10 protein-coding genes and 1 pseudogene are annotated in these 12,926 nt (G+C 71.0%); 7 read left to right on the top strand and 4 right to left on the bottom strand.

Translation table 11 applies throughout. The annotated features are described in order from the left end of the window. Positions 1-109: 109 nt before the first annotated feature. On the top strand, positions 110-2,551 hold the full coding sequence (hrpB, locus tag MZV50_RS15885) for an ATP-dependent helicase HrpB (RefSeq protein WP_252630262.1): 2,442 nt from the start codon (positions 110-112) through the stop codon (positions 2,549-2,551). A 116-nt stretch (positions 2,552-2,667) separates the two neighbouring features. Here the strand turns inward: hrpB and MZV50_RS15880 are convergent, their stop codons facing one another. From MZV50_RS15880 to MZV50_RS15870, 3 genes are read right to left on the bottom strand one after another with little or no spacing between them, the layout of a single operon-like run. After that, complete coding sequence (locus tag MZV50_RS15880) at positions 2,668-3,459, bottom strand: TrmH family RNA methyltransferase (RefSeq protein WP_252630260.1); 792 nt, start codon at positions 3,457-3,459, stop codon at positions 2,668-2,670. Positions 3,460-3,464: 5 nt separating this feature from the next. Continuing rightward, the gene (locus MZV50_RS15875) at positions 3,465-4,376 is read right to left on the bottom strand and encodes a class I SAM-dependent methyltransferase (protein WP_252630258.1); all 912 of its coding nucleotides are present in this window, start codon (positions 4,374-4,376) and stop codon (positions 3,465-3,467) included. A 17-nt stretch (positions 4,377-4,393) separates the two neighbouring features. After that, complete coding sequence (locus MZV50_RS15870; protein ID WP_252630257.1) at positions 4,394-5,812, bottom strand: glycosyltransferase; 1,419 nt, start codon at positions 5,810-5,812, stop codon at positions 4,394-4,396. A 222-nt stretch (positions 5,813-6,034) separates the two neighbouring features. On the opposite strand from MZV50_RS15870, the gene MZV50_RS15865 reads away from it, so the two are divergent. The 4 genes and pseudogenes from MZV50_RS15865 (at position 6,035) to MZV50_RS15850 (ending at position 9,233) form a co-directional block, all read left to right on the top strand. Beyond that, positions 6,035-6,670 (top strand): TetR/AcrR family transcriptional regulator, encoded by a 636-nt coding sequence (locus MZV50_RS15865; protein WP_252630255.1) that lies wholly within the window; start codon positions 6,035-6,037, stop codon positions 6,668-6,670. Between the two features lie 4 nt (positions 6,671-6,674). Beyond that, positions 6,675-7,502 carry an ABC transporter substrate-binding protein gene (locus tag MZV50_RS15860; protein WP_252630254.1) on the top strand — a complete coding sequence of 276 codons (828 nt, stop codon included), beginning with the start codon at positions 6,675-6,677 and terminating at the stop codon, positions 7,500-7,502. Then, the gene (locus MZV50_RS15855) at positions 7,445-8,485 is read left to right on the top strand and encodes a FecCD family ABC transporter permease (protein WP_252635256.1); all 1,041 of its coding nucleotides are present in this window, start codon (positions 7,445-7,447) and stop codon (positions 8,483-8,485) included. Before MZV50_RS15860 ends, MZV50_RS15855 begins: the two co-directional genes overlap by 58 nt. Continuing rightward, positions 8,482-9,233 (top strand): annotated as a pseudogene (locus tag MZV50_RS15850) (ABC transporter ATP-binding protein). Before MZV50_RS15855 ends, MZV50_RS15850 begins: the two are co-directional and overlap by 4 nt. Here the strand turns inward: MZV50_RS15850 and MZV50_RS15845 are convergent. After that, complete coding sequence (locus MZV50_RS15845; protein WP_252630252.1) at positions 9,230-11,323, bottom strand: lytic transglycosylase domain-containing protein; 2,094 nt, start codon at positions 11,321-11,323, stop codon at positions 9,230-9,232. The pseudogene MZV50_RS15850 and the gene MZV50_RS15845 overlap by 4 nt on opposite strands. Before the next feature lie 254 nt (positions 11,324-11,577). On the opposite strand from MZV50_RS15845, the gene dapA reads away from it, so the two are divergent. Next, positions 11,578-12,462: a 4-hydroxy-tetrahydrodipicolinate synthase gene (gene dapA / locus MZV50_RS15840; protein WP_252630250.1), complete on the top strand. Its 885-nt coding sequence runs from the start codon at positions 11,578-11,580 to the stop codon at positions 12,460-12,462. Further along, the gene (smpB, locus tag MZV50_RS15835) at positions 12,462-12,920 is read left to right on the top strand and encodes an SsrA-binding protein SmpB (protein ID WP_252630248.1); all 459 of its coding nucleotides are present in this window, start codon (positions 12,462-12,464) and stop codon (positions 12,918-12,920) included. Before dapA ends, smpB begins: the two co-directional genes overlap by 1 nt. Positions 12,921-12,926: the final 6 nt, after the last annotated feature.

Below are 12,926 nucleotides of genomic sequence, written 5' to 3'. Positions count from 1 at the left end.
ATGAGCATGGGGTCAAGGTCGAGCGGTGGATGCGCGTAAATGTTCTCCGCGCGGGTGGCTAGTCCAGCCCTGCTTGGCGATCGGGAGCGGCGCCGCTAAAGCGGGCGTGATGTTGCCCATTTTCGAGGCCCTTCCCGCGCTGAAAGGCGCCCTGCGCGACCGGGAGACCGCCGTTCTCGTCGCGCCGCCGGGCGCGGGCAAGACGACGGCCGTTCCCTTGGCCCTGCTTGAGGAGCCGTGGGTCGAGGGCCGCAAGATCATCGTCCTGGAGCCACGCCGCCTGGCCGCCCGCGCCGCCGCCTCGCGCATGGCCGCCACCTTGAGCGAATCCGTCGGCGAGACCGTCGGCTTCCGCGTGCGCCTGCAGTCCAAGGTTTCGGCCAAGACACGCATCGAGGTGGTCACCGAAGGCGTCTTCACACGGATGATTCTCGACGATCCGGGCCTGGACGGCGTCGCCGCCGTGCTGTTCGACGAGTTTCACGAGCGCAGCCTGGACGCGGACCTCGGCCTGGCCTTCGCGCGCGACGTCCAGAGCGTGCTGCGCGACGACCTGCGGTTGCTGGTGATGTCGGCGACCCTGGATGGGGCCCGGATCTCTTCGCTGCTGGCCGACGCCCCGATCGTCGAGAGCCAGGGCCGCATGTTCCCGGTCGACACCCGCTATCTGGGCCGCGACGAGCGCCAGCGTCTGGAAGAGCGCGTGGGCCGCGCCGTCGAGCGGGCCCTGGCGGAGGAGGGCGGTTCGGTCCTGGTCTTCCTGCCCGGCCAGGGCGAGATCCGCCGGGCCGAGAGCTGGCTGAACGACCGTCTGCGCCGGCCGGACGTCGAGATCGCGCCGCTGTATGGCGCGCTGGAGCCCGCCGCCCAGGACCGCGCCATCTCTCCCGCGCCCGCCGGTCGCCGCAAGGTGGTGCTGGCCACCTCGATCGCCGAGACGAGCCTGACCATCGAGGGCGTGCGCGTGGTGATCGACGCCGGCCTGGCCCGCGTGCCGCGCTACGACCCGGCCTCGGGCATCACTCGGCTGGAGACCGTCCGCGTCAGCCGCGCCGCCGCCGACCAGCGCCGAGGCCGCGCCGGCCGCACCGAGCCTGGCGTCTGCTACCGCCTGTGGGACGAGCCCGAGACCCGCGCGCTGCCCGCCTTCGCCCGGCCGGAGATCCTGGAGGCCGACCTCTCGCGCCTGGCCCTGGATCTGGCCCGTTGGGGGGCGCGCGATCCCTTGGGCTTGACCTTCCTGGACCCGCCGCCAGCGGCCGCCTTCGCCGAGGCGCGGACCCTACTGAGCCGCATCCAGGCGCTGGACGGGCAGGGCGACCTGACCCCGCACGGCAAGGCCTTGGCCGAGATGCCGCTGCCGCCGCGTCTGGCCCATATGGTCGTGCGCGCCGCCGCCTCGGGCCAGGCCCGGGAGGCCGCCGAGATCGCCGCCGTGCTGACCGAGCAGGGGCTGGGCGGCAAGGATGTCGACCTTCGTCGGCGGCTTGAAAACCTGCACCGCGACCGCTCACCGCGCGCCCGCGACGCCATGGCCCTGGTCGAGCGCTGGAGCCGCGCGGCCGGCAGGCCGTCCAAGGCGCCGGAACTGGAGATTGGCCTGATGCTGGCCGAGGCCTATCCCGAGCGGGTGGCCAAGGCGCGCGGCAAGCCGGGCGAGTTCCAGCTGGCCGGCGGCCGAGGCGTCTATCTGGAACCGACCGATCCCCTGGCGCGCGAGGCCTGGCTGGCTGTCGGCGAACTGGGCGGTGGTGAGGCCCGCGATCGCATCCTGCTGGCCGCCGCCGTCGACGAGATCGACCTGCGCGAGGCCTTCGCCGACCGTCTGGTGGCCGAGGACCGCCTGGAGACCGCCGGCGGCAAGGTCCGCGCCAAGCGCCTGTTGCGCCTGGGGCGGTTGGTGCTGGAAGAGCGGCTGATCGACAATCCCGACCCGACCCTGATCGCCGGCGCCCTGATGGAGCAGGTGCGGACCGACGGCCTGTCGGCCTTGCGTCTGGGAGAGCGGGCCAAGGGCTTCCTCGACCGCGTGGCCTTCCTGCGCGACGTCGATGGCGAGGCTTGGCCGGACCTGTCGGAAGCCGCCCTGATCGCGCGCCTGGACGAATGGCTGGCGCCGCTGCTGGCCGGCCGCTCGTCGCTGTCCAGCCTGGACGAGGGGACGCTGCACGACGCGCTGAAGATCTTGGTCCCATGGGATCTGCAGCGCCGGATGGACGCGCTGCTGCCGGCCCGCTTCGAGGCTCCCACGGGCTCGACCTTCGCCATCGACTACGCGGCCGAGGGCGGTCCCCGCGTCGAGGTGCGGGTCGGCGAGCTCTACGGCCTGTCCGAACATCCCTGCGTCGCCGGGGGCAAGGTCCCGCTGACCCTGGCCCTGCTGTCGCCCGCCCACCGCCCGATCCAGATCACCAGGGACCTGCCCGGCTTCTGGAAGGGCTCGTGGCGCGACGTGAAGATCGAAATGAAGGGCCGCTATCCCAGGCACGTCTGGCCGGACGACCCGGCGAACGCGCTGCCGGTGACGCGGGCGAAGCCGCGGGGGACATAGCATTTGCCCCCTCCGGGCCTTCGGCCCTTCTCCCCCGGAGGGGAAGAAGGATCACCTTCCGCCCCCTCCGGGGGCGGACGACCGCGGAGCGGTCAGGTGGGGGCCAGTCCTGAAACCTACCCCGTCACCGTGTAGATCATGATCCCCGTCGCCACCGACAGGTTCAGGCTGTCGGCGCGGCCGCGCATCGGGATCTTGACGTTGACGTCGCAGGCGGCGGCCAGTTCGGGCGGCAGGCCCTGCTGTTCGTTGCCCATCAGGATCAGCGACGGCTTCACGTAGTCGGCGCTCTTGTGGTCGACCGTGGCGGTCAGCAGCGTGCCGACCACGCTGCCGGGCCAGGTCTCGCGCCAGGCCAGGAATTCCTGCACCGTGGCCTTGGCGATCTTCACCGCGAAGATCGAGCCCATGGTCGCCCGCACGCCCTCGACCGAATAGGGATCGACGCAGTCACCGACCAGGATCACCCCGCCGCAGCCGGCCGCGTCGGCGGTGCGGATCACGGTGCCCAGGTTGCCCGGGTCGCGGACGGCCTGCATGGCCACCCAGCACGGGGCGCTCTCGGGCGCGATGGCCGACAGCGGCGTGAACACCTGCTTGAAGACGGCCACGACGGCTTGGGGATTGTCGCGGCGCGAGACTTTTTCCAGGATCTCGCGATTGACCTCGATGACCTCGCCGCCGGCCTTCACGCATGCGGCGACGGCCTTCTTCAGCATCGGATGGTCGGCCGCGTCGGGGCCGTACATGACGATCTTCGGCGCATGGCCGCAGTCGATCGCCTCGATGACGATCTTCAGGCCCTCGGCCAGGAACAGGCCGCTCTCTTCCCGCTCCTTGCGCATGTGCAGGGCGCGGACGGCCTTGACGGTGCCGTTGGTCAGGGAGGTGACGGTCTTGGTGTTCATCGCCCTTACCCTTCAGACGACCAGCGGGCGAAGAACGACAGGCCGATCTGGCGGTCGCCCTTCTCCTCGACCAGGGACAGCTCGCCCCAGTCGATGACGCCGCCGCGCCCCTGCAGCTCCTGGGCCAGCAGCCCCGACATCGCCGCGCCCGAGACGCGGGCGGCATAGGCGTTCATCAACAGGAACGCGGCGTCGTCGCCGAGCAGGGCGGCGCAGTCCTTGGTCAGGGCCGCCAGGTCCTCGAACAGGCGCCAGACCTCGCCGTCGGCGCCGCGGCCGAACTTCGGCGGGTCCAGGATGATGCCGTCGTATTTGTTGCCCCGTCGGACCTCGCGGGCCACGAACTTGCGGGCGTCCTCGACGATCCAGCGGATCGGCTTGTCGGCCAGGCCCGCAAAGGCGGCGTTCTCACGCGCGAAGCCGACCGACTTCTTGGAAGCGTCCACGTGGGTGACGGCCGCGCCTGCGGCGGCGCAGACCAGTGAGGCCACGCCGGTATAGCCGAACAGATTCAAGATCTTGGGCTGAGGTCCGGAACCCTGACGCAGCGCGCGCACCCGCTCGTCCTGCCAGGCCCAGTTGGCGGCCTGCTCGGGAAAGAAGGCCAGATGCCGGAAGGGCGTGAACTGGCCGTGGAACCTGGCCTCGCCCCAGCCCAGGTCGAACTTCTCGATCGGCTTGCCCTTGAAACGCCAGCGGCCGGCCTCGTCCTCGTCGGTGGGATCGAAGACCGCGTCGGCGTTGTCCCAGACCTTCTGGTCCAGGCGCGGGGCCCAGAAGCACTGCGGTTCGGGGCGTACGACGGTGTAGCGGCCGTAGCGTTCCAGCTTCTTGCCATGGCCGCTGTCCAGCAAGGCGTAGTCCGCCCAGCCGGTGGTGCGCATGACGATGGGGGCAGGAGCGATCTTCGGAGCCATCGCCGGCCAATACCGCCTTAGCCCCCCGAAGGTCCAGAGCGTGGGACATGTCGTGTCTTGTCCCAGCGATGCGGGGCGGTGACGAACTGGTGCAGCGCCGTGGTCGCCGCGGCGCTCTGCAGCAGCCAGTAGCCGACCATGCCGAACAGGTGCAGGAACCTGGGTTTGCCGCCGGCCCGCATCACGCCGCGCGCCCCGGCCAGGGCCGCCGCGCTCCAGCCCAGGGTATAGAGCATCAGGTCCCAGGGCGGGATGGCGAACGCCGCGTCGGGCAGGTAGTCGATCGCCGCCGCCGCGATCGCCACGGCCATCACGGGGCCGTGCAGGTGCGAGGAGGCCACCGACTGGGCCAGGGTCAGGATCAGGGCCGCGGCGTTGCGCGGCTGGCGCGGGACCGGACCGCGCGCATGCACCGCCAGGGTCTGCATGTGGCCCTTGATCCAGCGGGCGCGCTGCGGGAACCACTGGCCGGCTGTGGTGGGGGCGGTCTCCCAGGTGGGCCGGCTGATCACGCCCAGCCGATGACCGGCGGCGGCCAGGCGAAAGCCGACATCGGCGTCCTCGGTGACATTGTAGGGATCCCAGCCGCCAACCGCGCGCAGGGCCGCGGTCTTGAAGTGGTTGCTGGTGCCGCCCAGCGGAAAGGCCAGGCCCCAGCGCGCCAGGGCCGGCAGCAGAACCTCGAAGTGCGCGGCGTATTCCAGCCGGAACTGCGAGGGCAGGAACAGCGAGAACCCCGGGTCCTCGATCCGCAGCGGCGCCTGCAGGCAGGCCAGGCGCGGATCGGCGGCCGCGAACCGCGCCGCCGCTTCGCGAAGCTGTCCGGGATCGGGCATGTCCTCGGCGTCGTAGATCACCACCAACTCGCCCCGCGCTCGCTCCAGCGCGTGGTTGCAGGCGCGGGGCTTGGTCTTGGGCGTTCCCGGCGGGGCGATCAACACCTGGACGAAGGCGGGCAGGGCGATGGCCCGCACCGCCGCCTTGGTGGCCTCGTCATCGGCCTCCAGCACGATCAAGGCTTGCAGCCGGTCGCGCGGATAGTCCAGGGCCGTCAGGTTCTGGACGAGCTCGGCCGCGACCTCGGCCTCGCGATAGAGCGGGGCGATGATCGTGTAGGTCGGCAGGTCTTCATCGGCCAGCGGCGGCGCCGAGATCGGCGGCAAGGGCGTGCAGGCTGCCGCGAGCCGCGTGAGCCCGCCCAGCAGGAAGACGCCGAAGAACAGGTGATGGATCGCCATGACGACGCCGTCCGGCTTCAGCGCGACGCCCAGCGCCGCGAGCAGGCCGGCTAAGGCGACGAACGCCGCTTGAGGCGTCGACAGGGTCTGGTGGGCGCCGTCGCGCTCACCCTTCGCCTGCGTCGCCGGCTGTTCGATGGACGCAGGTCCGCCCATCGGCGTGGACACCAGGTCCAGCCGTCCTTCCTCGCGCGCCATGGAAGCCCCTGCCGTCCTTTGCCCAACTGGCGATCGCCCCAACGGCGCGAATAACGGAATCACAACCAAAGGCTGTCAAATGGAAAAATGCGCGTTTTGCGACCTGGCCTCGCGCGCGCGACCCCGCGTGGGCGCGCAATCGTCCTTTGACGCATGTTCTTGCGACGGCTGGGTGATTCCCGTTTAGTGTCCTTCGGGGGAAATGCAGGGGAAGCCAAGTCCGTGACGGTCGTTCTGAAGAAGCCTCACAAGTCCGCGCGAAAGCCCAAGGGCGACGGGCACTTGCGCCGGGGCGAGATCCTGGCGGCGGCCGAGAGGATCTTCATCGCCGAAGGCTATTCCGGCGCGACGATCCGCAAGATCGCCGACGCGGTGGGCGTGTCGTCGACCGCGCTGTACATGCACTTTCGCGACAAGGACCAGATCCTGCTGGAGATCAGCAACGACGCCATCGAGCGTCTGCTGGAACTGAACACCCAGATCGCCGCCCAGCCGATCGACCCCGTCTCGCGGGTGCGGGTCATGCTGGAGGCGTACATGAAGTTCGCCCTCGACAATCCGAACACCTACCAGCTGGTGTTCTGCAGCACCGGCGATCACATCTCGGTCGACAAGACCGCCGATGTCCTGGCGCTGGGCGACCGCTGCTTCGAGAAGTTCAGCGAGCCGGTGCACCAGATCGCCGCCCAGGGCCGCCTGCGCTCGGGGGCGGCCAAGGAGGCGGCCGAGGTGCTGTGGAGCGGCTGCCATGGCCTGGTCTCGCTGCTGATCACCAAGCCCGAGCGCGGCTGGTCGGACGCCGACCAGTTGATGAAGGTCATGCTGGACGGTCTGCTGTACGGCCTGGTCACGGACTGATTTCATGAGCGCCGCCAAGGCCTTGCGCGCCGTTCTGGCGGCGATGGCGTTCGTCCCGGGACTGGCTCAAGCCGCGCAAGGCATAGGCGAGCCGCAGCCGCGCGTGATGTCGCTGGATTCCTGCGCCGACCAGTATGTGCTGGCCCTGGCGCCGCGCGAGACGATCGTCGGCCTCTCGCACCGGGCCATCGCCCGCGACAGCTATATGCGCGAGCGCGCCGCCGGCCTGCCGCTGCGCCGCGCAACGTTCGAAAGCCTGGTCGCCGCGCGGCCCGATGTCGTCGTGCGCCTGTGGGGCGGCGACGCGCGGCTGTCCAAGGCGCTGGAGAAGAAGGCCGTCGCCACCGTGGCCCTCGACGACGCGGCTGATTTCGACGGCGTCCGCGCCAATGTCCGCAAGGTCGCCGCCGCCCTGGACCGCCGCGCCGAGGGCGAGGCGATCATCGCGCGCATGGACGCCCAGCTGACCCGCGCGGCCGGGACGGGCAAGGGGCGGCCGGCGCTCTATCTGACCCCCGGCGGCTATACGGCGGGGACGGGGACCCTGATCGACGCCATGCTGAAGAGCGCGGGCTACGCGAACGCCAACACCGCGCCGTACTTCGCACCGGTGTCGCTGGAGCGGATGGTCATGGCGCCGCCGACGGCGGTGGTGCTGGGCCTGTTCGACACGCTGCGCGCCGGGGCGGACCGCTGGGGACCGGGTCGCCACGCGGCCCTGCGCAAGGTGGTCGAGACCCGGACGGCGGCCTCGCTGCCGGCTTCGGTGGTCGGCTGTCCCGGCTGGTTCGCCGCCGAGGGCGCCGAAATGCTGGCCAGGGCCGCGCGATGAGCCTGTCCCGCCTCTGCCTCCTGATGCTGCTGGTCCTGGCGGGCGCGGCGCTCCTGGCCGTGTCGCTGGGCGAGACTCCGTTCGCGCTGTCCCAGTACGTCCAGGCCCTGAGCCATCCGGCCTCGCCGCCGGGCGAGGTGCTGTGGACGATCCGCGGCCCCCGCGTGGCCGTGGCGGCCCTGGTCGGAGCGGCGCTGGGCCTGGCGGGCGCCGCCATGCAGGGCCTGCTGCGCAATCCGCTGGCCGACCCCGGCGTGCTGGGCGTCTCGGCCGTGTCGGGCCTGGGCGCGGCCCTGGCCATCTCGGCGGGCCTGGCCGTCGTCCCCGGCGCGATCGAGCTGTCGGCCCTGGTCGGGGCCCTGGTCGCCGGGGCCATGGTCGTGGCCCTGGCCGCGCGGTTCCGCGAGCCCGAGGCGCTGATCCTGTTCGGCGTGGCGCTGTCGGCGTTCGGCGGAGCGCTGACGGCCCTCGTTTTCAACCTCTCACCCTCGCCGGTGGCCACGGCCGAGATCCTGGCCTGGCTGATGGGCTCGGTCGAGAACCGCGACTGGACCGACGCTCTCCGGGCCCTGATCCCGATGGCCGTCGGCGCGGCGCTGTGCCTGCGGGCGGGGCGGGGACTGCGCATGCTGACCCTGGGCGAGGAGGCGGCGCGGATGTCGGGCCTGCCAATGTCCGCCTTGAGGGTCTACGCCGTCGCGGGCTCGGCCCTGCTGACCGGGGCGGCCGTGGCGGCGGCCGGCGTGATCGGCTTCGTCGGCCTGGCCGCGCCGCACCTGGTGCGGGCCCTGGTCAAGGATGATCCCCAGCGCATCCTGTGGCCCTCGGCCCTGGCCGGGGCGCTGCTGCTGGTGCTGGCCGATCTGGCCGGCCGCCTGATCCCCACCGACCAGGAGCTGAAGCTGGGCGTCGTCACGGCCCTATTCGGGGCGCCCGCCTTCGCCGTCCTGGCCTGGCGGGCCTCGCGGAGTTGGCGGGCATGAGCGCCTGGACGCTGATCGAGATCGCCGCTCGCCAGGGCCGCAAGACGGTGCTGGAGGCCGCTTCCCTGACCGTGGTCGCCGGCGAGGTCGTGGGCGTCGTCGGCCCCAACGGCGCGGGCAAGACCAGCCTGCTGCGGGCGGGCCTGGGCCTGCTGCCGCTATCGGGCGGCGAGGCGAGGCTGTCGGATCGCGCGCTGGCCGCCCTGAAGCCCGACGAACGCGCCAGGCTGGTCGGCTATCTCCCGCAGGACCGCCGCCTGGCCTGGAACCTGCCCGCCCGCATGGTCGCGGCGCTGGGCGCGGTCGATCTGGCCGACGACGCGGCGGACGCCCTGGCGCTGGAGAGCCTCGCTCGTGTCGGCGCGGCGGATCTGGCCGAGCGCGGCGTGCTGGACATGTCCGGGGGCGAGCGAGCCCGCGTGCTGCTGGCGCGCCTGCTGGCCACCCGCGCGCCGCTGCTGGTCGCGGACGAACCGGTGGCGGGGCTGGATCCCGACGCTCAGCTGCTGACGCTGGATCTGCTGCGCGCCGAGGCAAGACGGGGGCTGCGGTGGTGGTGACCCTGCACGACCTGGGCCTGGCGGCCCGATCCTGCGATCGCATCCTGGTCGTCGACCACGGCCGCATCGTCGCCGAGGGCCCGCCGCGCGAAGCCCTGTCGCGCTTCATCCTGAACGAGGTCTTCCGTCTCGACGGCGAGATCGTCGAGACGTCGGCGGGGCCTTTGCTGGCGGCGCGACGCCTCTAGGGCTGGACCGTTCCCGTGTCGGCCGAGGCGACCGACGGGGTGTAGACGTAGCCGCCGCGCTTGAGGTCGCTGGACAGGGTCAGCGGGGCGACGCCGCCAGCCAGGCGGGCCCGGTAGACCATGGTCGTCTCCAGGGTCCGCATCACGTAGTTGCGGGTCTCGGAGAACGGGATGCACTCGATGAAGTCGAGCGGGTCGGTCTGAGCGCCGCGCGGATCGCCGCACAGACCCGCCCATTGGGCCGGACGCCCGGGGCCGGCGTTATAGGCCGCGGCGGCCATGATGTACGAGCCGCTGAACCCACGGACCATGTCGCCCAGATAAACCGAGCCCAGGCGCATGTTGTACGGGGCGTCCGTCAGACGATCGACCGAGTGGTTCTCGCCCAGCTTGCGGGCCACCAGCGAGGCCGTGGCGGGCATCAGCTGCATCATGCCGCGCGCGCCGACGCCAGAGCGGGCGGCCGGGTCGAAATTGCTCTCCTGGCGCGAGATCGAATAGACGAAGGCCGTCTCGGCCGCGCCAGGGCCCGGCGTGAAGTGGTGGTCCAGCAGCGGGTAGCCGCGCTCGGGCAGGGTCATGCCGCGCTGGGCGGCGGTGCGGACCGCGCGCATGGCCAGGTCCTGGTCGCCGTAGCCGCGCGCCAGGTCGACCAGCAGGGCTGACTCCTCGGCGTTGGGCAGGGTGTCGTCGATATAGAGCACCAGGCTGCGGAACAGGTCGCGCTGGCCGATATCGGCCAGGATCCGCGCGGCGCGGACCTGCTCGCGGCCGTAGAAGCGGGCGCGGTCGGCCTGGGTGATGACCGGGTCACGATCCAGACGCAGTTCGGTCAGCCCGGCCTTTTCGGCGGCAAGCTGGCCGTAGAAGGTGGTGATGTAGCGCGCGCCCTCGGCGTAGAAGGCCTGGGCGGCGATCGGGTCGCCCTGGGCTTGGGCCGCGCGGCCCTGCCAGTAGAGGGCGCGGCCCTTGGTGATCGGCGAGGCGCCGACCGCGGCGATCTGGGCGAAGTGAGCGGCGGCGGCGTCGGGGTTGCGCAGGCGGGTCAGGGCGATCCAGCCGGCGTAGAACTCGCTCTCGGCGATGTCGGCAGGGGCCAGGGCCTGGACGTTGTCGGCGGCCGCGTAGGCGCCGGCGCTGTCGCCGGCCTTCAGGGCCGCCACGACCAGCTGCTTGCGTTCCTTCCAGATGATGGTCGAGGCTTCTTCCGTCGGCGGGGCCGGGAAGTTGACGACCATCGGCAGGGCCAGGGAGTCCATGCCCTTGCGACGCAGATAGGCGGCGCGCTCGAACACGACGCCGGGCGAGGCCTGCAGGTCGGGCGTCAGGCCGTTGTAGAGGTCGTTGGCGTTGGCCGAGTTGGCGCGATAGGCCATGCGCACACGGGCGGCGGCCGCTTGGGTGTCGGACAGCAGGGCGACCATGTCGCGGGCGGCCGGACCCTGTTGCCCGTACAGCAGGATATCGGCGCGGCGATTGTAGTCGTCGGGCGTCAGCATCGCGCCGAAGCGCGCGATCATGGCGCGCTGGGCGTCGGCTTCGAACACCTTGTCGCGGAAGGTGCGGCGGATGAGGTTGGTGGCGTCCTGGTTGCGGCCCAGGGCCTGGTAGGCGCTGGCCATGGTCATGGCGCCCTCGGCGGTCGCCGGCGGGGCGCCGCCGAACCAGGCGAGGACGCGAGCGGGGTCCAGACCCGAGGTCGAGAGGGCCTTTTCGGCGGCGTTGTCGCGGCGGGCGCCGCGCGGCCAGCCGGCCAGATCGCGACGGGCGGCGTCCAGCTCGAAGAAGCTCAGGGCCTCGGCGTTGCTGTCGACCATGGCCCATTGGGCGATCTTGCGGGCGACCGGGTCCTGCAGGCTGTCCATGGCCATGCGCGCGCCCGAGACGTCGCCGCGCTTGGCGGCGGCCAGGGCGGTCTGCAGGTTGGCCGCGTCGGTGTCCGACAGCGAGGCCGAGGCGGCGGTCGGCGGCGTGGTGATCAGGCCGGGCTGCTGCGTCGCGTAGCTCGTCGTCTGGGCGTCGGCGGCGCCCACGACCAAGGCCACGATGCAAGCTCCCCCAAGCAGAATCCGACGCGCCACTGAAGCCAAGACACTCTCCTTAACCAAGCCTCGAAGAGCTTGTATCCGAATCTCGAACCACGCCCTATGCGACGATTCAGGCCCTAATAGGTTTAAGAGCGGTTGGCGGGGCTTGACCGCGTCGGCTTCCCCCATCAAATCCGCACCTGTCCCACCAACCGCGTCGGCGCGCCGGTTGCGGAACGGCGGGGCAGCGACATATTGTCCGCCCCCATCATCCTGCCGCAACCGAAGCGGCGTCTCCTCACGGCAATTTGCAAGTCATGGTCCATTCTCCGTTCAAGGGCGTCATTCCGGCCCTCGTCACGCCGTTCCGGGACGGTGAGGTGGACGAAAAAGCGTTCGTGGCCCTGGTGGAGCGCCAGATTTCGGGCGGCGTTCATGGCCTGGTGCCGGTTGGCACCACCGGCGAGACCTCGACCCTGTCGCACGAGGAGCACAAGCGCGTCGTCGAGCTGTGCGTGAAGACCGCCGCCGGCCGCGTGCCGGTGATCGCCGGCGCGGGCAGCAACTCGACCGACGAGGCCATCGAACTGGCCCAGCACGCCAAGGCCGTCGGCGCCGACGCCGCCCTGGTCGTCACGCCGTACTACAACCGTCCCAGCCAAGAGGGCATGTACCAGCACTACAAGGCGATCAACGACGCGGTCCAGCTGCCGGTGTTCGTCTACAACGTGCCGGGCCGCTCGGGCGTCGACATCTCCAACGAGACCCTAGCGCGCCTCTCCAAGCTCCCGAACATCATCGGCATCAAGGACGCCACCGGCGACCTGACCCGGATCAGCTTCCAGCGCCTGATGTGCGGCGAGGACTGGGTCCTGCTGTCGGGCGACGATCCGACGGCCCTGGGCTACATGGCCCATGGGGGCCACGGCGTGATCTCGGTCACCGCCAATGTCGCGCCGGACGCCACCGCCGCCTTCATGAACGCCTGCATGGCCGGCCAGTGGGAGACCGGCCTGTACTGGCAGGACCGCCTGGTGCGCCTGCACAAGGCCCTGTTCCTGGACAGCTCGCCGGCCCCGACCAAGTTCGCCCTGGCGCACCTGGGCCTGTGCGCGGAAGACGTCCGCCTGCCGATCACCGCGTGCGCCGAAGCCGTCCGGCCGACCATCCTGGAGGCCATGCGCGAGGCTGGTCTCGAATAATGACCAAGCCGATCGCGGAGAACCGGCGCGCCCGGTACGACTACTTCATCGAGGAGGTCTTCGAGGCCGGTATCATGCTGACCGGCACCGAGGTGAAGTCGTTGCGCGTCGGCCGGGCCAATATCGCCGAGTCCTACGCTTCGGTCGAAGGGCGCGAGATCAAGCTGATCAACGCCGACATCCCGCCCTACGGCCACGCCAACCGTTTCAACCACGAGCCGCGCCGCCACCGGAAGCTGCTGCTGCATCGCAAGCAGATCGACAAGCTGATCGGCGCCGTGCAGCGCGACGGCCGGACCATGATCCCGCTGAAGCTCTATTGGAACGACAAGGGCCTGGCCAAGCTCGAGATCGGCCTGGCCAAGGGCAAGAAGAACCACGACAAGCGCGAAACCGAAGCCGCTCGCGATTGGGCCCGCGACAAGGCCCGCCTGATGAAGGGCGACCGGGGCGACTGACGCGCC

The sequence above is a fragment of the Caulobacter segnis genome, from assembly GCF_023935105.1.
GTDB lineage: Bacteria > Pseudomonadota > Alphaproteobacteria > Caulobacterales > Caulobacteraceae > Caulobacter > Caulobacter segnis_B.
Note: the sequence above shows the minus strand (reverse complement) of the source record. Positions and strands in the feature narration are given on the sequence as shown.

Bases quoted from the DNA above. Each gene is read 5' to 3' on its own strand.
- MZV50_RS15875 (WP_252630258.1), bottom strand. From the start codon at position 4,376: ATGGCTCCGAAGATCGCTCCTGCCCCCATCGTCATGCGCACCACCGGC.
- hrpB (WP_252630262.1), top strand. From the start codon at position 110: ATGTTGCCCATTTTCGAGGCCCTTCCCGCGCTGAAAGGCGCCCTGCGC.
- MZV50_RS15860 (WP_252630254.1), top strand. From the start codon at position 6,675: ATGAGCGCCGCCAAGGCCTTGCGCGCCGTTCTGGCGGCGATGGCGTTC.
- MZV50_RS15880 (WP_252630260.1), bottom strand. From the start codon at position 3,459: ATGAACACCAAGACCGTCACCTCCCTGACCAACGGCACCGTCAAGGCC.
- smpB (WP_252630248.1), top strand. From the start codon at position 12,462: ATGACCAAGCCGATCGCGGAGAACCGGCGCGCCCGGTACGACTACTTC.
- dapA (WP_252630250.1), top strand. From the start codon at position 11,578: ATGGTCCATTCTCCGTTCAAGGGCGTCATTCCGGCCCTCGTCACGCCG.
- MZV50_RS15870 (WP_252630257.1), bottom strand. From the start codon at position 5,812: ATGGCGCGCGAGGAAGGACGGCTGGACCTGGTGTCCACGCCGATGGGC.